Source organism: Pseudomonas libanensis, assembly GCF_001439685.1.
Lineage (GTDB): Bacteria > Pseudomonadota > Gammaproteobacteria > Pseudomonadales > Pseudomonadaceae > Aquipseudomonas > Aquipseudomonas libanensis.
This window is the reverse complement of sequence record NZ_JYLH01000008.1, coordinates 45,722-65,253: the sequence shown is the minus strand read 5'-3', so window position 1 is coordinate 65,253 and position 19,532 is coordinate 45,722. Positions and strand designations below refer to the sequence as shown.

General features: G+C 57.4%; 17 protein-coding genes and 2 tRNA genes. 18 read left to right on the top strand and 1 reads right to left on the bottom strand.

Annotation, left to right across the window (positions count from 1 at the left end; all coding sequences use genetic code 11):
* Positions 1 to 17: 17 nt before the first annotated feature.
* The 8 genes from grpE to TU73_RS14225 all read left to right on the top strand — a co-directional run bounded on the left by grpE (position 18) and on the right by TU73_RS14225 (position 10,491).
* Complete coding sequence (gene grpE, locus TU73_RS14260) at positions 18 to 578, top strand: nucleotide exchange factor GrpE (protein WP_057012772.1); 561 nt, start codon at positions 18 to 20, stop codon at positions 576 to 578.
* Positions 579 to 680: 102 nt separating this feature from the next.
* A complete protein-coding gene (gene dnaK / locus TU73_RS14255) occupies positions 681 to 2,597 on the top strand; it encodes a molecular chaperone DnaK (protein WP_046069556.1) in 1,917 nt (638 codons plus the stop codon).
* A 317-nt stretch (positions 2,598 to 2,914) separates the two neighbouring features.
* Positions 2,915 to 4,039, top strand: a complete 1,125-nt coding sequence (gene dnaJ, locus TU73_RS14250) for a molecular chaperone DnaJ (RefSeq protein WP_057012771.1) — start codon at positions 2,915 to 2,917, stop codon at positions 4,037 to 4,039.
* A 10-nt stretch (positions 4,040 to 4,049) separates the two neighbouring features.
* On the top strand, positions 4,050 to 4,856 hold the full coding sequence (gene dapB, locus TU73_RS14245) for a 4-hydroxy-tetrahydrodipicolinate reductase (protein ID WP_057012770.1): 807 nt from the start codon (positions 4,050 to 4,052) through the stop codon (positions 4,854 to 4,856).
* 259 nt (positions 4,857 to 5,115) lie between these two features.
* On the top strand, positions 5,116 to 6,252 hold the full coding sequence (gene carA, locus TU73_RS14240) for a glutamine-hydrolyzing carbamoyl-phosphate synthase small subunit (protein ID WP_057012769.1): 1,137 nt from the start codon (positions 5,116 to 5,118) through the stop codon (positions 6,250 to 6,252).
* Positions 6,253 to 6,357: 105 nt separating this feature from the next.
* A complete protein-coding gene (carB, locus tag TU73_RS14235; RefSeq protein WP_057012768.1) occupies positions 6,358 to 9,579 on the top strand; it encodes a carbamoyl-phosphate synthase large subunit in 3,222 nt (1,073 codons plus the stop codon).
* 2 nt (positions 9,580 to 9,581) lie between these two features.
* Complete coding sequence (gene greA / locus TU73_RS14230; RefSeq protein ID WP_057012907.1) at positions 9,582 to 10,058, top strand: transcription elongation factor GreA; 477 nt, start codon at positions 9,582 to 9,584, stop codon at positions 10,056 to 10,058.
* A gap of 28 nt (positions 10,059 to 10,086) precedes the next feature.
* Entirely contained in the window at positions 10,087 to 10,491 is a 405-nt protein-coding gene (locus TU73_RS14225) for a hypothetical protein (protein ID WP_057012767.1), read from the top strand.
* Positions 10,492 to 10,500: 9 nt separating this feature from the next.
* Here TU73_RS14225 and yhbY read toward each other — a convergent pair whose 3' ends face one another.
* Positions 10,501 to 10,809 carry a ribosome assembly RNA-binding protein YhbY gene (yhbY, locus tag TU73_RS14220; RefSeq protein ID WP_043048386.1) on the bottom strand — a complete coding sequence of 103 codons (309 nt, stop codon included), beginning with the start codon at positions 10,807 to 10,809 and terminating at the stop codon, positions 10,501 to 10,503.
* A 106-nt stretch (positions 10,810 to 10,915) separates the two neighbouring features.
* Here yhbY and rlmE point away from each other — a divergent pair, with 106 nt between their 5' ends.
* From rlmE to nusA, 10 genes are all read left to right on the top strand, one after another.
* Positions 10,916 to 11,566, top strand: coding sequence for a 23S rRNA (uridine(2552)-2'-O)-methyltransferase RlmE (rlmE, locus tag TU73_RS14215; RefSeq protein WP_034117848.1), 651 nt, complete (start codon positions 10,916 to 10,918; stop codon positions 11,564 to 11,566).
* A gap of 200 nt (positions 11,567 to 11,766) precedes the next feature.
* Entirely contained in the window at positions 11,767 to 13,677 is a 1,911-nt protein-coding gene (gene ftsH, locus TU73_RS14210; protein WP_046069552.1) for an ATP-dependent zinc metalloprotease FtsH, read from the top strand.
* 8 nt (positions 13,678 to 13,685) lie between these two features.
* Positions 13,686 to 14,537, top strand: a complete 852-nt coding sequence (gene folP, locus TU73_RS14205; RefSeq protein WP_057012766.1) for a dihydropteroate synthase — start codon at positions 13,686 to 13,688, stop codon at positions 14,535 to 14,537.
* A 16-nt stretch (positions 14,538 to 14,553) separates the two neighbouring features.
* The gene (glmM, locus tag TU73_RS14200; protein ID WP_043051840.1) at positions 14,554 to 15,891 is read left to right on the top strand and encodes a phosphoglucosamine mutase; all 1,338 of its coding nucleotides are present in this window, start codon (positions 14,554 to 14,556) and stop codon (positions 15,889 to 15,891) included.
* Between the two features lie 66 nt (positions 15,892 to 15,957).
* Positions 15,958 to 16,713: a triose-phosphate isomerase gene (gene tpiA, locus TU73_RS14195; protein WP_043051841.1), complete on the top strand. Its 756-nt coding sequence runs from the start codon at positions 15,958 to 15,960 to the stop codon at positions 16,711 to 16,713.
* Between the two features lie 4 nt (positions 16,714 to 16,717).
* Positions 16,718 to 17,101, top strand: coding sequence for a preprotein translocase subunit SecG (gene secG, locus TU73_RS14190; RefSeq protein ID WP_003194191.1), 384 nt, complete (start codon positions 16,718 to 16,720; stop codon positions 17,099 to 17,101).
* A 21-nt stretch (positions 17,102 to 17,122) separates the two neighbouring features.
* Positions 17,123 to 17,208, top strand: a tRNA-Leu gene (locus TU73_RS14185).
* Positions 17,209 to 17,304: 96 nt separating this feature from the next.
* Positions 17,305 to 17,381 (top strand) — tRNA-Met (locus TU73_RS14180).
* A gap of 140 nt (positions 17,382 to 17,521) precedes the next feature.
* Positions 17,522 to 17,980: a ribosome maturation factor RimP gene (gene rimP / locus TU73_RS14175; RefSeq protein ID WP_032862957.1), complete on the top strand. Its 459-nt coding sequence runs from the start codon at positions 17,522 to 17,524 to the stop codon at positions 17,978 to 17,980.
* Positions 17,981 to 18,027: 47 nt separating this feature from the next.
* A complete protein-coding gene (gene nusA / locus TU73_RS14170) occupies positions 18,028 to 19,509 on the top strand; it encodes a transcription termination factor NusA (protein ID WP_043051766.1) in 1,482 nt (493 codons plus the stop codon).
* Positions 19,510 to 19,532 lie beyond the last annotated feature (23 nt).

The window sequence follows — 19,532 nt, the reverse complement described above, 5'->3', positions numbered from 1 at the left end:
TTTGAAAGGAGAGATCTATGGCTGACGAACAGACGCAGGATACGCAAACTCCAGACGCCAACGCGGCTGCCGGTGATGAGCTGGTGACACGCGTGCAAGTGCTCGAAGAGCAATTGTCCGCTGCGCAGGATCAATCTTTGCGTGTTGCCGCCGATCTGCAGAACGTCCGCCGCCGTGCCGAGCAGGACGTAGAAAAGGCTCACAAATTCGCGCTGGAAAAATTCGCCGGTGATCTGCTGCCGATCATCGACAGCCTAGAGCGTGGTCTTGAGCTGTCCAACCCGGACGACGAAAACATACGCCCAATGCGCGAAGGTATCGAGCTGACCCTGAAAATGTTCCAGGACACCCTGAAGCGTTATCAGCTGGAAGCCATCGATCCGCAGGGCGGCGAGCCGTTCAACGCTGAGCATCACCAGGCCATGGCCATGCAGGAAAGTCATGACCTGGAGCCTAACAGCGTTATGAAGGTGTTCCAGAAGGGCTACCAACTCAACGGTCGCTTGATGCGTCCGGCAATGGTGGTGGTGAGCAAGGCTCCTGCACCCGCTGCACCTTCTATTGATGAGCAGGCTTGAAATCCGCCGCAAGGCCCCCATCTACAAGTCAAGCGTTTAAGTACTACCGCAGTTAGCCACCACTGCTGCGGCAAAAAAATTCAAGTTTCGGGAGAGTAAATCATGGGCAAAATTATCGGTATTGACCTGGGGACCACCAACTCCTGCGTCTCCGTGCTGGAAAACGGCGTTGCAAAGGTTATCGAAAACGCCGAAGGCGCACGTACCACTCCGTCGATCATTGCTTACGCCAACGACGGTGAGATCCTCGTCGGTCAATCGGCCAAGCGCCAGGCTGTAACCAACCCGCATAACACCCTGTACGCGGTCAAACGTTTGATCGGTCGTAAGTTCGACGAAGAAGTCGTACAGAAAGACATCAAGATGGTCCCTTACAAAATCGCCAAGGCCGACAACGGTGACGCCTGGGTTGAAGTAAACGGCCAGAAAATGTCGCCGCCGCAAATCTCGGCTGAAATCTTGAAAAAGATGAAAAAGACCGCCGAAGACTACCTCGGTGAAGCTGTGACTGAAGCGGTGATCACCGTTCCAGCCTACTTTAACGACAGCCAGCGCCAGGCAACCAAAGACGCCGGCCGCATCGCAGGCCTCGACGTAAAACGCATCATCAACGAACCTACCGCAGCCGCACTGGCTTACGGCATGGACAAGGCCAAGGGCGATCACACTGTGATCGTTTATGACCTGGGTGGCGGTACCTTCGACGTCTCCGTGATCGAGATCGCTGAAGTTGACGGCGAGCACCAATTCGAAGTGTTGGCCACCAACGGCGATACCTTCCTGGGTGGTGAAGACTTTGACATTCGTCTGATTGACTACCTCGTTGACGAGTTCAAGAAAGAAAGCGGCATGAACCTCAAGGGTGACCCGCTGGCCATGCAGCGCCTGAAAGAAGCCGCTGAGAAAGCCAAGATCGAGCTGTCTTCCGCTCAGTCGACCGACGTCAACCTGCCGTACATCACTGCAGACGCTACCGGTCCTAAGCACTTGAACGTGAAGATCTCGCGCTCCAAGCTCGAAGCGCTGGTTGAAGATCTGGTTCAGCGCACTATCGAGCCTTGCCGTATCGCGCTGAAAGACTCCGGTATCGACGTTGGCTCGATCAACGACGTGATCCTGGTCGGCGGCCAGACCCGTATGCCTTTGGTGCAAAAGCTGGTAACCGAGTTCTTCGGCAAAGAAGCACGTAAAGACGTCAACCCTGACGAAGCTGTTGCCATGGGTGCTGCGATCCAGGGTGCGGTACTGGCCGGTGACGTGAAAGACGTACTGCTGCTGGACGTGAGCCCGCTGACCCTGGGTATCGAAACCATGGGTGGCGTGATGACTGCGCTGATCGAGAAAAACACCACGATTCCTACCAAGAAATCCCAGGTGTTCTCGACTGCCGATGACAACCAGGGCGCCGTGACTATCCACGTGCTGCAGGGCGAGCGTAAGCAAGCCGCACAGAACAAGTCCCTGGGCAAGTTCGACCTGGCTGAGATTCCACCAGCACCACGTGGCGTGCCACAGATCGAAGTGACTTTCGACATCGACGCCAACGGCATCCTGCACGTTGGTGCGAAGGACAAGGCTACCGGCAAAGAGCAGAAGATCACCATCAAGGCCAACTCCGGCCTGTCTGATGAAGAAATTCAACAGATGATCCGTGATGCCGAAACCAACGCTGAAGCGGACAAGAAGTTCGAAGAGCTGGCCGGTGCTCGCAACCAGGGCGATGCGCTGGTTCACTCGACTCGCAAGATGATCGCTGATGCTGGCGACAAAGTGACTGCCGAAGAGAAAACCGCAATCGAAGCAGCAGTGGTTGCCCTGGAAGCCGCCATCAAGGGCGATGATAAGGCTGCCATCGAGGCGAAGGTTGAGGAGCTGTCGAAAGTCTCCGCGCCGGTCGCTCAAAAAATGTACGCCGAACAAGCTCAGCCGGCTGACGGTGCTGCGCAACAAGCAGAGCCTGAAGCCAAGCACGACGATGTTGTCGATGCCGAGTTCGAAGAAGTTAAAGACAACAAGTAAGTTGGTTGTCCGGTTGACCGCTGACAAGCGGTGACTGGTAGGATGTCGCCGCGCGGGAGCTAGCTCCCGCGTTGGCGTGTCTGGGGTATGCGAATTTTTACAGCATGCGACAACGCTCGGATGCTGGCGGTGTAACCGGAAATGCTCCTGCTTTCCGAATGACAGTCACCGCGTTTTTGGCCGTGTCCCTGGCTGAAAGCAGTAATGACCAGGATCGTTGAATTGACGTGAGTTGGGTCCGGGCCTGTATTGGGGCTCAACGAGTTTGGCAGGGTTCAGGAGGGCCAGGCCGGACGTCCTTAAGAGTGCAAAGACTTATGGCAAAGCGTGACTATTACGAAGTATTGGGTGTGGAGCGCGGGGCCAGCGAGGCGGACCTGAAAAAGGCCTACCGTCGCCTGGCGATGAAGCACCACCCGGACCGTAATCCGGATAACAAAGAATCCGAAGAGATGTTCAAGGAGGCCAACGAGGCCTACGAATGCCTGTGTGATCCCAACAAGCGTGCGGCCTACGACCAGTATGGGCATGCCGGCGTCGACCCGAGCATGGGCGGCGGCGGTGCCGGTTTTGGTGGTCAGAACTTCTCCGATATTTTTGGCGACGTGTTCAGCGACTTCTTTGGTGGTGGCCGCGGTGGTCAGCGTGGCGGTGCCCAGCGTGGCAGTGACCTGCGCTACACTCTGGAACTGAACCTGGAAGAGGCCGTACGCGGTACCAGCGTCAATATCCGTGTGCCGACGCTGGTCAACTGCAAGCCGTGCGACGGTTCGGGGGCGAAAAAAGGTTCCTCGCCGATTACTTGTCCGACCTGTGGTGGTATCGGTCAGGTGCGCATGCAGCAGGGCTTCTTCTCGGTGCAGCAAACCTGCCCGCGTTGCCATGGCCAGGGCAAGATCATTTCTGATCCGTGCGACTCCTGCCACGGCGAAGGCCGCGTCGAAGAGTACAAGACCCTCTCGGTGAAAGTGCCGGCGGGTGTGGATACCGGTGATCGTATTCGCCTGTCGGGCGAAGGCGAGGCGGGTATGCAGGGTGGTCCGACGGGCGACCTCTACGTGGTGATCAATGTGCGAGAGCACTCGATCTTCCAGCGCGATGGCAAGCACCTGTTCTGTGAAGTGCCGATCAGTTTTGTCGATGCGGCCTTGGGTGGCGAGTTGGAGATTCCGACCCTTGATGGCAGGGTTAAGCTCAAGATTCCTGAAGGTACTCAAACCGGCAAGCAGTTCCGCATTCGTGGTAAAGGCGTTGCGCCAGTACGCGGTGGTGCTGCTGGCGACCTGATGTGCCGCGTAGCGGTAGAAACCCCGGTGAACCTGGGGCGTCGTCAGCGCGAATTGCTCGAAGAGTTCCGTAGCTCACTGGAAGGTGACGATTCCCACTCGCCGAAAACCACTGGCTTTTTCGATGGTGTGAAGCGCTTCTTCGGCGATCTGTAAGGATGTGAATATGCGACGTATAGCCGTAATGGGCGCTGCCGGGCGCATGGGCAAGACGCTGGTCGAAGCGGTGCAGCAGCGTTCGCCGGCCTCTGGGCTGACCGCGGCGATTGTTCGCCCGGGCAGCACGTTGATCGGTGCGGATGCCGGTGAATTGGCCTCTCTGGGGCGCATCGGTGTTTCGTTGTCGGGCAGCCTTGAGCAGGTGGCTGACGAGTTCGACGTATTGATCGACTTCACCTTGCCGGATGTGATGCTGAAAAACCTGGCGTTCTGCCGCAAGGCGGGCAAGGCGATGGTGATTGGCACGACGGGCTTGAGTGCTGAGCAAAAGCAGTTGCTGGTGGAGGCGGGCAAGGACATCCCTATCGTCTTTGCCGCCAACTTCAGCGTGGGTGTGAACCTGTCGCTGAAACTGCTGGATCTGGCGGCGCGTGTACTGGGTGATGAGGCGGATATCGAAATCATCGAGACCCATCACCGTCACAAGATCGACGCGCCTTCCGGTACTGCACTGCGCATGGGTGAAGCCATAGCCGATGCGTTGGGTCGTGATTTGTCGAAAGTGGCTGTGTACGGGCGCGAAGGCCATACCGGTGAGCGTGCGCGCGACACCATTGGATTTGCGACCGTGCGCGGTGGTGATGTAGTGGGTGATCACACAGTGTTGTTCGCCACCGAAGGTGAGCGCCTGGAGATCACGCACAAGGCCTCCAGTCGCATGACGTTTGCCAAGGGGGCGGTGCGTGCCGCGCTCTGGTTGGAGGGGCGTGAGCCTGGCTTGTACGACATGCGCGATGTGCTGGATCTGCACTAATCAGTAGCTATAACGGGGCTCCAGGATTATCCTGAGGCCCCGTTTTTAACCGCCTAGCGACGTCCTGTCGCATTCCCCTGCCTTTAAGGCTTATTAGCGGTGGACCAAAAAAGCCTTTTTCTGTAAGCTACAGCTTTAGTGTGTCCACTAAAAGCGCGCAGAATAATTCAGTGAAGAAGCGGGGTGACGTGTCCATACGTCACTCCGCTTTTTTACAACCTGCGATCGCCCTTTCAGGCTTTATTTACGGGAGGTCTTCTTGACTAAGCCAGCCATACTCGCCCTTGCTGATGGCAGCATTTTTCGCGGCGAAGCCATTGGAGCCGACGGTCAAACCGTTGGAGAGGTAGTGTTTAACACTGCCATGACCGGCTATCAGGAAATCCTTACCGATCCTTCCTACGCCCAACAGATCGTTACCCTGACCTATCCGCACATCGGCAACACCGGTACTACACCGGAAGACGTCGAGTCTGATCGTGTCTGGTCGGCGGGTCTGGTTATTCGTGACCTGCCACTGGTTGCGAGCAACTGGCGTAACACGATGTCGCTGTCCGATTACCTGAAAGCCAACAACGTTGTGGCGATCGCCGGTATCGATACGCGCCGCCTCACGCGCATCCTGCGTGAAAAAGGCTCGCAGAACGGCTGCATCATGGTCGGTGACAATATCTCCGAAGAGGCGGCGATTGCCGCGGCGCAAGGTTTCCCGGGCCTGAAGGGCATGGACCTGGCGAAAGTCGTCAGCGTCAAAGAGAAGTACGAGTGGCGTTCCACCGTATGGGATCTGAAGACCGACAGCCATGCGACTATCGAGGCTGCCGATCTGCCTTACCACGTGGTCGCCTACGACTATGGCGTCAAGTACAACATCCTGCGCATGCTGGTAGAGCGCGGCTGCCGCGTGACCGTGGTGCCGGCGCAAACCCCGGCCAGCGACGTGCTCGCCCTGCAGCCGGACGGCGTATTCCTGTCCAACGGCCCCGGTGACCCCGAGCCATGCGACTACGCCATCCAGGCCATCAAGGACGTGCTGGAGACCCAGATCCCGGTATTCGGCATCTGCCTGGGCCACCAGTTGCTGGCCCTGGCCTCCGGCGCCAAGACCCTGAAAATGGGGCACGGCCACCACGGTGCAAACCACCCGGTACAAGACCTGGATACCGGCATTGTGATGATCACCAGCCAGAACCACGGTTTTGCGGTAGATGAAGCCTCCTTGCCAAGCAACGTGCGCGCCATTCACAAGTCGCTGTTCGACGGTTCCCTGCAGGGTATCGAGCGCACCGACAAGAGCGCGTTCAGCTTCCAGGGCCACCCTGAAGCCAGCCCGGGCCCGAACGACGTAGCGCCGCTGTTCGACCGTTTCATCAATGAGATGGCCAAGCGACGCTGACTGACTGGCCTGCGGGCGGCCCCGGGCTTCGGTGGCCCTCGCAGGCTCTTCAAAGATTGTTCAAGACGGCTTGCCGACTGACCTGCGGATTTGAGTGACAAACCCATGCCAAAACGTACAGACATAAAAAGCATCCTGATTCTCGGCGCTGGCCCGATCGTGATCGGCCAGGCCTGCGAATTCGATTACTCCGGCGCCCAGGCCTGCAAAGCCCTGCGCGAGGAGGGCTACCGCGTCATCCTGGTGAACTCCAACCCGGCCACCATCATGACCGACCCGGCCATGGCCGATGCCACCTACATCGAGCCGATCAAATGGCAGACCGTCGCCAAGATCATTGAGAAAGAGCGTCCGGACGCGCTTCTGCCGACCATGGGTGGCCAGACCGCGCTGAACTGCGCCCTGGACCTGGAGCGCGAAGGTGTCCTGGAGAAGTTCGGCGTAGAGATGATCGGTGCCAATGCCGACACCATCGACAAGGCTGAAGACCGTTCGCGCTTCGACAAGGCGATGAAGTCCATCGGCCTTGACTGCCCGCGCTCCGGTATTGCCCACAGCATGGAAGAGGCCAACGCCGTTCTCGAAAAGCTGGGCTTCCCATGCATCATCCGCCCGTCCTTCACCATGGGCGGCACCGGTGGTGGCATTGCTTACAACCGTGAAGAGTTCGAAGAAATCTGTGCCCGTGGCCTGGACCTGTCGCCGACCAAAGAGCTGCTGATCGACGAATCCCTGATCGGCTGGAAAGAGTATGAGATGGAGGTTGTCCGCGATAAGAAGGACAACTGCATCATCGTTTGCTCCATCGAAAACTTCGACCCGATGGGTGTGCACACCGGTGACTCGATCACCGTTGCTCCGGCGCAGACCTTGACGGACAAGGAATACCAGATCATGCGTAACGCCTCGTTGGCGGTATTGCGTGAGATCGGCGTTGAAACCGGTGGTTCCAACGTGCAGTTCGGCATCTGTCCGGACACCGGCCGCATGGTCGTGATCGAGATGAACCCGCGTGTATCGCGCTCTTCGGCGCTGGCTTCGAAAGCTACCGGTTTCCCGATTGCGCGCATCGCTGCCAAGCTGGCGATCGGTTACACCCTGGACGAGCTGCAAAACGAAATCACGGGCGGCGCTATGCCGGCGTCTTTCGAGCCGTCTATCGACTACGTTGTGACCAAGCTGCCGCGCTTTGCCTTCGAGAAGTTCGCCAAGGCTGATGCGCGCCTAACCACCCAGATGAAGTCTGTCGGTGAAGTCATGGCGATCGGTCGCACTTTCCAGGAGTCCCTGCAGAAAGCCCTGCGTGGCCTGGAAGTCGGTGTTTGCGGCCTGGACGAGAAGCTCGACCTGAGCAACCCGGAAAGCATGAGCATCCTCAAGCGCGAGCTGACCGTGCCGGGCGCCGAGCGTATCTGGTACGTGGCTGACGCCTTCCGCGCCGGCCTGAGCGTCGAAGATATCTTCGGCATGAATATGATCGACCCGTGGTTCCTTGTGCAGATCGAAGATCTGATCAAGGAAGAAGAGAAGGTCAAGACGCTCGGTCTGTCGTCTATCGACCGCGACTTGATGTTCCGTCTCAAGCGCAAAGGCTTCTCCGATCAGCGCTTGGCCAAGCTGCTGGGTGTAACCGAGAAGAACCTGCGTACCCATCGTCACAAGCTGGATATCTTCCCGGTCTACAAGCGCGTTGACACCTGCGCAGCCGAGTTCGCCACCGACACTGCCTACATGTACTCCACCTACGAGGAAGAGTGCGAAGCCGCGCCGTCGGATCGCGATAAAATCATCATCCTGGGTGGTGGTCCGAACCGTATCGGCCAGGGCATCGAGTTCGACTATTGCTGTGTGCACGCCGCCCTTGCGCTGCGCGAAGACGGGTACGAGACCATCATGGTCAACTGCAACCCGGAAACTGTTTCCACTGACTACGACACGTCCGACCGTCTGTACTTCGAGCCGGTAACCCTGGAAGACGTACTGGAAATCTGTCGCGTCGAGAAGCCAAAAGGTGTAATCGTCCAGTACGGCGGCCAAACTCCGCTGAAGCTGGCGCGTGCCCTCGAAGCCGCCGGTGTGCCGATTATCGGCACCAGCCCGGACGCTATCGACCGTGCCGAAGATCGTGAGCGCTTCCAGCAGATGGTTGAGCGCCTTAACCTGCGTCAGCCGCCAAACGCGACCGTGCGCAGCGAAGACGAAGCCATCCGTGCGGCCAGCAAGATCGGCTACCCATTGGTGGTGCGTCCGTCCTACGTACTGGGCGGACGGGCGATGGAAATCGTCTACGAAGAAGACGAGCTCAAGCGCTACCTGCGTGATGCGGTGAAAGTGTCCAACGACAGCCCGGTGCTGCTGGATCACTTCCTCAACTGCGCTATCGAAATGGACGTGGATGCGGTTTGCGACGGTACTGACGTGGTGATCGGCGCAATCATGCAGCATATCGAGCAAGCGGGCGTTCACTCCGGTGACTCCGCATGCTCGCTGCCGCCGTACTCGTTGCCGGCACACATCCAGGACGAGATGCGCGAGCAGGTCAAGAAAATGGCTCTGGAGCTGGGTGTGGTCGGCCTGATGAACGTACAGTTGGCGCTGCAAGGCGAAGACATCTACGTCATCGAAGTCAACCCGCGTGCTTCGCGTACCGTACCGTTCGTGTCCAAATGCATTGGTGTGTCCCTGGCCATGATCGCTGCTCGCGTAATGGCCGGTAAGACCTTGAAGGAAATCGGCTTCACCAAGGAAATCATTCCAAACTTCTACAGTGTGAAAGAGGCGGTATTCCCATTCGCCAAATTCCCTGGTGTGGACCCGATCCTGGGCCCTGAGATGAAGTCCACCGGTGAAGTGATGGGCGTGGGCGATACCTTCGGTGAAGCGTTCGCCAAAGCCCAGATGGGTGCCAGTGAAGTGCTGCCGACCGGCGGTACTGCATTTATCAGCGTGCGTGACGACGACAAGCCACTGGTTGCAGGGGTTGCCCGTGATCTGATCAACTTGGGCTTTGAAGTCGTGGCTACCGCCGGGACCGCCAAGCTGATCGAAGCTGCCGGCCTGAAAGTACGTCGCGTGAACAAGGTGACGGAAGGCCGTCCGCACGTGGTCGACATGATCAAGAATGACGAAGTCACCCTGATCATCAACACCACCGAAGGTCGCCAGTCGATCGCGGACTCCTACTCCATTCGTCGTAATGCCTTGCAGCACAAGATCTACTGCACCACCACCATTGCTGCTGGCGAAGCCATCTGCGAAGCGCTCAAGTTCGGTCCGGAAAAGACCGTGCGTCGCTTGCAGGATTTACATGCGGGATTGAAGGCATGAGCATAACCAAATACCCAATGACCGTTCAGGGTGCCAAGGCCCTGGAAGAGGAGCACGCCCATCTGACCAAGGTCGTACGTCCAAAGCTGAGCCAGGACATCGGTACGGCCCGCGAGCTGGGTGACTTGAAGGAAAACGCCGAATACCACGCTGCCCGCGAGCAGCAGGGTATGGTCGAGGCGCGGATTCGTGATATCGAGGGCCGCATGCAGAATGCGGTGATTATCGATGTCACGACCATCCCGCATACTGGCAAGGTGATCTTCGGCACCACGGTGGAAATCGCCAACGTTGAGACGGATGAACGCGTGGTCTACCAAATCGTGGGTGAAGACGAGGCTGACTTCAAACTTGGCAAGATCTCCGTCGGTTCTCCACTTGCCCGCGCCTTGATTGCCAAGGAAGAGGGGGATGTGGTGTCTGTGAAAACCCCTGGCGGCGTGATCGAGTACGAGATTGTTGAAGTTCGTCACATCTGAAAAAAGGCGCCCGCTTCGTGCGGGCGCCATGCTTTGGCAGCTCTCCCAGATGCTTTGGGTCGGTGGCCTGTGGCTGTTACATATTGGCGTATTACCGGCGCTGGGCCTGATTGGCCTGGCACCGCTGCTGATCGACGAGGTCGACGGATTATTGAGTGCGCTGCTGGTAGGTTTTGCGGCGGCGTGCGTAATGCTTCAGGCATTAGTGCTGATCAGGGCTGAAGGCTTGGGGAGTCTGTGGCGAGATATTCGTGGGCAACTGCTGTTGATGGCGCTGTATGCGTGCGCGATGTTTTGCGTGGTGCATGTGTGGCTGCCGGAAGCGTTGCGCTGGCGGCTGTTCAGCTATCTTGTGCTAGGGTTCTCCGGCCTGGTGCTGGTGATGCAGCCGGTCCCGGGATGGAGTGGCAGGGCGCGCGAAGCACGCCCGTGACCCTTTTTGTTACTTGAAACGGTGTACGTTCGACAGTTGCTTGTTGACGCTGAAGTTCTTGCGATACAGCAGCGCCATCTTGCCGATAACCTGGACCAGGTCCGCCTTGCCCGCCTTGCACAGTTCTGCAACGGCAGCCAGGCGCGCTTCGCGATCAAGGATGTTGACCTTGATCTTGATCAGCTCGTGATCGTTCAGTGCGCGTTCAAATTCGGCTAACACACCTTCAGTCAACCCGTTGTCTGCCACAATCAGAACTGGTTTCAGATGGTGGCCAATGGATTTGTACTGTTTCTTCTGCTCTTGAGTGAGCGGCATAATCTGACCCCTGCGTCTGATCTTGTAAAAAGCGGCGGCCAGTTTACCCGAGCGAGTCCGGGACCGCCCAGTTAATCACGACCCGTTTTATTTTTCGAGGTGGCCCGTGGCCCGTTCCAAAACTAGCCTTAAGTGGCTGCAAGAACATTTCAACGATCCTTACGTCAAAAAGGCGCAGAAGGATGGGTATCGCTCCCGGGCCAGCTACAAGCTGCTGGAGATCCAGGACAAGGACAAGTTGATTCGTCCAGGCATGAGCGTTATCGACCTGGGTGCGGCCCCCGGTGGCTGGTCCCAAGTGACCAGTCGTCTGATTGGTGGGCAAGGTCGGCTGATCGCTTCCGACATCCTTGAGATGGACAGCATCCCGGATGTCACCTTCGTGCACGGTGATTTTACCCAGGACGCGGTGCTGGCCGAGATTCTGGAGGCTGTAGGAAATTCGCAGGTAGACCTTGTGATTTCCGACATGGCCCCCAATATGAGTGGATTACCGGCTGTTGATATGCCGCGAGCCATGTTCCTGTGTGAATTGGCATTGGATCTGGCGGGGCGCGTATTGCGTCCAGGTGGTGATTTCCTGGTGAAAGTGTTCCAGGGGGAAGGTTTCGACGAGTACCACAAGAACATCCGCAAGTTGTTCGATAAGGTTCAGACGCGTAAGCCGGACTCCTCCCGGGACAGGTCCAGGGAGCAATACCTGTTGTGCCGCGGCTTCCGCGGTGTCGAAGGCGCGGCGAGCGAAGAGCGTTTTTGAGAATTTCGAGGAAGGCGATAGGTTTTTTTATATCGCTTTCGTCATGAGGCTTTACGAATATTGTGTGGTCAAAGTTTCACAAAGGGTTACAGACGGCGCCTGCCAGAGATGTAGGTAATGTAGTAAGTTAGGCCGGTGAATATCATGCGAAGCGCGCGCCAGTAGCGGAGCTTGCTTCAGAGGGTAGTTAATTGAACGATATGGCAAAGAATCTGATCCTGTGGTTGATCATCGCGGCTGTCCTGGTGACGGTGATGAACAACTTCTCCAGCCCTAACGAGCCGCAGACCCTCAACTATTCCGACTTCATCCAGCAAGTTAAGGATGGCAAGGTCGAACGCGTAGCGGTTGATGGCTACGTGATTACCGGTAAGCGCATTGATGGCGACAGCTTCAAGACCATTCGTCCGGCAATTCAGGACAATGGGCTGATCGGCGACCTGGTGGATAACAAGGTCGTTGTGGAAGGCAAGCAGCCGGAGCAGCAGAGTATCTGGACCCAGCTCCTGGTAGCCAGCTTCCCGATCCTGGTGATTATTGCTGTGTTCATGTTCTTCATGCGCCAGATGCAAGGCGGCGCGGGAGGCAAGGGCGGGCCGATGAGCTTCGGCAAGAGCAAGGCGCGCCTTCTCTCCGAAGACCAGGTGAAGACCACCCTGGCTGACGTTGCCGGTTGCGACGAGGCCAAGGAAGAAGTCGGTGAGCTGGTTGAGTTCCTGCGTGATCCGGGCAAATTCCAGCGCCTGGGTGGCCGTATTCCTCGCGGCGTGCTGATGGTTGGTCCTCCGGGTACCGGCAAAACCTTGTTGGCCAAGGCGATTGCCGGTGAGGCCAAGGTGCCTTTCTTCACTATTTCCGGTTCTGACTTTGTCGAGATGTTTGTCGGCGTGGGTGCCAGCCGTGTTCGCGATATGTTCGAACAGGCCAAGAAGCACGCGCCGTGCATCATCTTTATCGACGAAATCGATGCCGTTGGTCGCCATCGTGGCGCCGGCATGGGCGGCGGTCACGACGAGCGCGAGCAGACTCTTAACCAGTTGCTGGTCGAGATGGATGGTTTCGAGATGAATGACGGCATTATCGTCATCGCTGCAACCAACCGTCCGGACGTGCTGGACCCTGCATTGCTGCGTCCGGGCCGTTTCGACCGTCAGGTTGTGGTAGGCCTGCCGGATATCCGTGGCCGTGAACAGATCCTGAAAGTACACATGCGCAAAGTGCCAATGGGTGACGACGTGGCACCGGCTGTGATTGCCCGTGGTACGCCTGGGTTCTCCGGTGCTGACCTGGCCAACCTGGTCAACGAGGCTTCCTTGTTCGCTGCTCGTACCGGCAAGCGTATCGTTGAAATGAAAGAGTTCGAGCTGGCTAAAGACAAGATCATGATGGGCGCCGAGCGCAAATCCATGGTCATGTCCGAGAAAGAGAAGCAGAACACCGCTTATCACGAGGCGGGTCACGCTATTGTCGGTCGCGTTGTGCCTGAGCATGACCCGGTCTACAAAGTGTCGATCATCCCGCGCGGTCGGGCCCTGGGTGTGACTATGTTCCTGCCGGAGGAGGATCGCTATAGCCTTTCCAAGCGAGCACTGATCAGCCAGATCTGTTCGCTGTACGGCGGCCGGATTGCGGAAGAAATGACCCTTGGTTTCGACGGTGTGACCACCGGCGCGTCCAACGACATCATGCGTGCCAGCCAGATTGCCCGGAACATGGTGACCAAGTGGGGCTTGTCGGAAAAGCTGGGTCCCCTGATGTATGCCGAGGAAGAGGGTGAAGTGTTCCTGGGTCGTGGTGGTGGCGGTCAGAGCGCCAGCTTCTCGGGTGAGACAGCCAAGCTGATCGACTCCGAGGTTCGCAGCATCATTGACCAATGCTACGGTACGGCCAAGCAGATCCTGACGGATAACCGCGACAAACTTGACGCCATGGCTGATGCGCTGATGAAGTATGAGACCATCGATGCTGACCAGATCGATGACATCATGGCTGGCCGTACGCCGCGTGAGCCTCGTGATTGGGAAGGTGGTTCGGGTACCTCGGGCACCCCGCCCGTAGTCCAGAATGAACTTCCTGAAGCCCCGATCGGTGGCCCGGCGGCTGACCATTAAGGTTTGAAATGACTTCTGCGTTGTCCTCTACCCGGTTGCCTTGCGGCAACCGGGTTCTTGATTTGGCCCATACACATGTCATGGGCATTCTCAATGTAACTCCTGATTCCTTTTCCGATGGCGGCCGTTTCAGCCAGGTAGACGCTGCGTTGCGCCACGCCGAGGCGATGGTGGCTGCTGGCGCGACTTTGATTGATGTCGGTGGTGAATCGACCCGGCCTGGCGCTCGTGTTGTTTCGCCTTTGGAAGAGTTGGAGCGGGTGGCCCCAGTCGTGGAGCGCATCGCCCGCGAGCTGGATGTGATCATCTCGGTGGACACTTCCACTCCGGCGGTGATGCGCGAAACTGCTCGTCTGGGGGCGGGACTTATTAACGACGTACGTTCGTTGCGACGTGATGGTGCCCTTGATGCCGCCGCAGCGACCGGTCTGCCTGTCTGTCTGATGCATATGATGGGTGAGCCCGGCAATATGCAGGATAATCCGCACTACAACGACCTGGTCGGCGAAGTAAATCGGTTTCTTGCTGACAGGATGGCCCAGTGCGTGGCTGTGGGAATTGCACCTGAGAAGATTATCCTTGATCCGGGATTTGGCTTCGCCAAGACCCTGGAGCACAATCTGAGCCTGTTCAAGCACTTGGATGCCTTGCATACCCTTGGTCGCCCGCTGTTGGTCGGCGTCTCGCGCAAGAGCATGATCGGGCTCGCCTTGAATCGCCCGGTGGGTGAGCGCTTGTATGGCGGCCTGGCGCTTGCGGCGCTTGCCGTGACCAAGGGCGCACGTATTTTGCGTGTGCATGATGTCGCCGAAACGGTCGATGTGGTGCGCATGCTCGCTGCTGTAGAATCAGCCGAATAAGAATGATGGAGCACTTATGACTAAAAAATATTTTGGCACCGACGGTATTCGTGGTCGGGTCGGCGAATTTCCGATTACTCCTGATTTCATGCTCAAGCTGGGCTGGGCGGCAGGCATGGCGTTCCGCAGCATGGGCGCTTGTCGCATCCTGGTAGGCAAAGATACCCGTATCTCGGGTTACATGTTTGAGTCAGCGCTGGAGGCCGGCTTGTCGGCCGCCGGAGCCGATGTGATGCTGCTGGGGCCCATGCCCACACCGGCGATCGCATACCTGACGCGCACGTTCCACGCTGAGGCTGGGATTGTGATCAGTGCTTCTCATAACCCTCATGATGACAATGGCATCAAGTTCTTTTCCGGGCAGGGCACCAAGTTGCCTGACGAGATCGAACTGATGATCGAAGAGCTGCTGGATGCGCCGATGACGGTGGTTGAATCCAGCAAGCTAGGCAAAGTGTCGCGCATTAATGACGCATCCGGCCGTTATATCGAATTCTGCAAAAGTAGCGTTCCAAGCAGTACCAATTTTGCCGGGTTGAAGATCGTCGTCGATTGTGCCCATGGTGCGACCTATAAGGTAGCGCCGAGCGTCTTCAAGGAGTTGGGCGCGCAGGTCACGGTACTGTCCGCACAGCCTAATGGCTTGAACATCAACGATAATTGTGGCTCCACCCACATGGAGCAGCTGCAGGCGGCTGTCCTGGCCGAGCACGCAGACCTGGGCATCGCTTTCGACGGCGATGGGGACCGGGTCCTGATGGTGGATCACACCGGCATGATCGTGGACGGTGATGACCTGCTGTTCATCATTGCTCGTGACCTGCATGAGCGTAACAAGCTGCACGGTGGTGTCGTTGGTACCTTGATGAGTAACCTGGGGCTCGAACTGGCGCTGGCCGAACTGGGTATCCCGTTTATTCGTGCCAATGTTGGTGACCGTTATGTGATCGCCGAGTTGCTGGAACGCAATTGGTTGGTTGGTGGGGAGAATTCGGGGCATGTTGTTTGCTTCCAGCACACCACCACTGGCGATGCGATCATCGCCGCGCTGCAGGTTTTGCTGGCCTTGCGTCGCCGTGAAGAGAGCCTGGCGCAGGCACGCCAAGCCCTGCGCAAATGCCCGCAAGTGCTTCTAAATGTGCGTTTCGCCGGTGGCGAAAACCCAATTGAGCACCCCGCAGTCAAAGAGGCTTGCGAGCGTGTGACCCAGGCTATGGCTGGGCGTGGGCGTGTGTTATTGCGCAAGTCCGGCACAGAGCCTCTGGTGCGCGTCATGGTCGAAGGCGAGGACGAAACCCAGGTTCGCGGCCATGCCGAAGACCTGGCAAAACTGGTAACTGAAGTTTGCGCCTGAATTCGGCTTGCCAGTGATGATGTGGTTGGGTAACATCTGCGCCCACTTTGACCGACGAGGTACAGCATGCGTCGCACTATGGTAGCTGGTAACTGGAAGATGCACGGTACCCGCGCCAGTGTCGCTGAGCTGATCAACGGCCTTCGTCACTTGGCCTTGCCTGGCGGTGTTGATGTCGCGGTGTTCCCGCCTTGCTTGCATATCAACCAAGTGGTTGATGGCTTGAAAGGCAAGTCGATTCAGGTCGGCGCGCAGAACTCTGCGGTGGAACCCATGCAAGGTGCGTTGACTGGCGAGATTTCGCCAAGTCAGTTGGTAGATGCGGGTTGTTCCTATGTGCTTGTCGGGCACTCCGAACGTCGTCAGATGATGGGCGAGCGTGATGGGACACTCAATCGCAAGTTCGCCGCGGCACAGGCTTGTGGCTTGATTCCGGTGCTGTGCATAGGGGAGACCCTGGAGCAGCGCGAATCGGGCAAGACTCTTGAAGTTGTCTCGCGTCAGCTGGGCAGCATCATCGAGGAGCTGGGTGTTGGTGCGTTTGCAAAGGCAGTGATTGCTTACGAGCCGGTCTGGGCCATTGGTACCGGGCTGACTGCTACACCGCAACAAGCGCAGGATGTGCATGCAGCCATTCGCGCGCAGTTGGCGGCAGAGAATTCTGAGGTCGCACAAGGTGTGCGGCTTCTATACGGCGGCAGCGTGAAGGCGGCCAATGCGGTCGAACTGTTCGGCATGCCGGATATCGATGGGGGGCTCATTGGTGGAGCCTCCCTGAATGCAGATGAGTTCGGTGCGATCTGTCGCGCCGCGGGAAACTGAAAAAATGCTGGAAACAGTCGTAGTCGTTTTTCATCTGTTGGCTGCCTTGAGCGTAGTTGCTCTGGTTTTGTTGCAACAGGGTAAAGGTGCGGATGCTGGTGCGTCTTTCGGTGCAGGTGCTTCAAATACTGTGTTCGGAAGCCAAGGTTCCTCTACCTTTCTTAGTAAGTTTACTGCTATACTTGCCGCCGGTTTCTTCATAACCAGCTTGGGGTTAGGTTACTTTGCTAAAGAGAAGGCTCATGTGCTGACTCAAGTAGGTCTCCCAAACCCAGCAGTGTTGGAAGTACCAAAAGCAAAACCGGCTTCTGATGATGTCCCGGTGCTTCAAGAGCAAAAGTCGGCTACTCCAGCGACTGACGTGCCTCCAGCTCAAGAGCAGAAGTAAGAAGGTTGTAAACACTGTATTGCCGAGGTGGTGGAATTGGTAGACACGCAACCTTGAGGTGGTTGTGCCCATAGGGTGTAGGGGTTCGAGTCCCCTTCTCGGTACCAATTATCAGGAGAGCCCGCTGTTGCGGGCTTTCTTGTAGGTGGAAGGTTACATTGACCCTGTAAGGGATCGGTCGTATACTTCCGCCCCAGCTTTGTCGCGGGGTGGAGCAGTCTGGTAGCTCGTCGGGCTCATAACCCGAAGGTCGTCGGTTCAAATCCGGCCCCCGCAACCAGTTTTAGCGGAGCCCCTTTTAAGGGGCTTTTTGTTAGCTGGACACTTTCAACGCCGCTGTTCGACGGCGTTTCAAGGATGGGCGTTTCGCCCATTTTTTTATTTTGCACAGCATGCACATACATGCACGAGGGGGTTCAGGTGTCGAGCAAGCTAGAAGAGTTGCAGGCCTTGCTGGCCCCGGTGGTCGTGGCCCTAGGCTATGAATGCTGGGGTATTGAGTTTTCGGCTCAAGGTCGCCACTCAATGTTGCGCGTTTATATCGATAAAGAGGGCGGCGTGCTGGTCGACGATTGTGCCATTGTCAGCCGTCAGATCAGCGGTGTGCTGGATGTTGAAGATCCCATCGCCGTTGAATACACCCTCGAAGTTTCCTCGCCAGGCATGGAACGCCCACTGTTCACTATCGAGCAGTTTGCTAAATATGTCGGTGAACAAGTGAAGATCAAGCTGCGCTCCCCGTTCGAAGGGCGACGCAACTTTCAGGGCCTTCTGCGCGGTGTAGAAGAGCAGGATGTCGTGGTGCAGGTAGAAGACCATGAGTTCCTGTTGCCGATCGATATGATCGACAAGGCCAACATTATTCCCAGTTTTGACTGAGACGCGGATCCCGCGGATCCAATGGCTTGCGAAAGGCGAGGCGTACGATGAGCAAAGAAGTACTGCTGGTTGTTGAGTCGGTATCCAATGAAAAGGGCGTACCGGCAAACGTGATTTTTGAAGCGCTGGAGCTGGCCCTGGCCACTGCTACCAAAAAGCGTTTTGAAGATGAAGTTGATCTGCGTGTGGAAATCAACCGCCACACCGGTGCCTATGAGACCTTCCGTCGCTGGACGGTCGTCGAAGAAGCCGATCTTGATGATCCGGCCATCGAAACCTGGCCGAGCAAGGTTGCGCAGACGCACCCTGGTGCCCAGGTCGGTGATGTCGTCGAAGAAAAGATCGAATCGATCGAGTTCGGCCGTATTGCTGCCCAGACTGCCAAGCAGGTCATCGTGCAGAAGGTTCGCGAAGCCGAGCGCGCTCAAGTCGTTGACGCTTATCGCGAGCGCCTGGGGGAAATCATCTCCGGCACCGTGAAAAAAGTCACCCGCGACAACGTGATCGTCGACCTGGGTAACAATGCGGAAGCGTTGCTGGCCCGTGAAGACATCATCTCTCGCGAAACCTTCCGTGTTGGCGTGCGTCTGCGTGCGCTGCTCAAGGAAATCCGCACCGAGAACCGCGGCCCTCAGTTGATCCTGTCGCGTACCGCGCCGGAAATGCTGATCGAGCTGTTCCGCATCGAAGTGCCGGAAATCGCTGAAGGTCTGATCGAAGTCATGGCTGCATCCCGGGACCCGGGTTCGCGTGCCAAGATCGCGGTCCGCTCCAAGGACAAGCGCATTGATCCGCAAGGCGCCTGCATTGGTATGCGCGGTTCGCGCGTCCAGGCAGTGTCGGGCGAATTGGGCGGTGAGCGTGTAGACATCGTTCTGTGGGACGATAACCCTGCGCAGTTTGTGATCAATGCGATGTCGCCGGCTGAAGTGGCGGCAATTATCGTTGACGAGGATGCCCATGCGATGGACATCGCCGTTGGCGCAGACAATCTGGCTCAGGCCATTGGTCGTGGTGGTCAGAACGTGCGTCTGGCCAGCCAACTGACCGGTTGGACCCTGAACGTGATGACCGAATCGGACATCCAGGCTAAGCAGCAAGCTGAAACCGGTGACATCCTGCGCAACTTTATCGAAGAGCTGGAAGTCGATGAAGACCTGGCGCAGGTACTGGTAGATGAAGGCTTCACCAGCCTGGAAGAGATTGCCTACGTACCGTTGGAAGAAATGCTCAACATCGACGGCTTTGACGAAGACACCGTCAACGAGCTTCGCGCTCGGGCCAAGGATCGTTTGTTGACTAAAGCCATCGCTACTGAGGAAAAGCTGGCAGACGCCCATCCGGCCGAAGACCTGCTCTCGCTTGAGGGTATGGACAAGGATTTGGCGATGGAACTGGCGGTGCGCGGCGTAATTACCCGCGAAGACCTGGCCGAGCAGTCTATTGACGATCTGCTCGACATCGACGGCATTGACGATGATCGTGCCGGCAAGTTGATCATGGCCGCCCGAGCCCATTGGTTCGAGTAATTAGGCGCGGCCTGAGGAGAGAA

What these genes read in the sequence shown, in the direction of transcription:
- grpE (WP_057012772.1), top strand. Translation starts at nt 18, where the DNA reads ATGGCTGACGAACAGACGCAGGATACGCAAACTCCAGACGCCAACGCG.
- dnaK (WP_046069556.1), top strand. Translation starts at nt 681, where the DNA reads ATGGGCAAAATTATCGGTATTGACCTGGGGACCACCAACTCCTGCGTC.
- dnaJ (WP_057012771.1), top strand. Translation starts at nt 2,915, where the DNA reads ATGGCAAAGCGTGACTATTACGAAGTATTGGGTGTGGAGCGCGGGGCC.
- dapB (WP_057012770.1), top strand. Translation starts at nt 4,050, where the DNA reads ATGCGACGTATAGCCGTAATGGGCGCTGCCGGGCGCATGGGCAAGACG.
- carB (WP_057012768.1), top strand. Translation starts at nt 6,358, where the DNA reads ATGCCAAAACGTACAGACATAAAAAGCATCCTGATTCTCGGCGCTGGC.
- TU73_RS14225 (WP_057012767.1), top strand. Translation starts at nt 10,087, where the DNA reads ATGCTTTGGCAGCTCTCCCAGATGCTTTGGGTCGGTGGCCTGTGGCTG.
- yhbY (WP_043048386.1), bottom strand. Translation starts at nt 10,809, where the DNA reads ATGCCGCTCACTCAAGAGCAGAAGAAACAGTACAAATCCATTGGCCAC.
- ftsH (WP_046069552.1), top strand. Translation starts at nt 11,767, where the DNA reads ATGGCAAAGAATCTGATCCTGTGGTTGATCATCGCGGCTGTCCTGGTG.
- folP (WP_057012766.1), top strand. Translation starts at nt 13,686, where the DNA reads ATGACTTCTGCGTTGTCCTCTACCCGGTTGCCTTGCGGCAACCGGGTT.
- glmM (WP_043051840.1), top strand. Translation starts at nt 14,554, where the DNA reads ATGACTAAAAAATATTTTGGCACCGACGGTATTCGTGGTCGGGTCGGC.
- tpiA (WP_043051841.1), top strand. Translation starts at nt 15,958, where the DNA reads ATGCGTCGCACTATGGTAGCTGGTAACTGGAAGATGCACGGTACCCGC.
- secG (WP_003194191.1), top strand. Translation starts at nt 16,718, where the DNA reads ATGCTGGAAACAGTCGTAGTCGTTTTTCATCTGTTGGCTGCCTTGAGC.
- nusA (WP_043051766.1), top strand. Translation starts at nt 18,028, where the DNA reads ATGAGCAAAGAAGTACTGCTGGTTGTTGAGTCGGTATCCAATGAAAAG.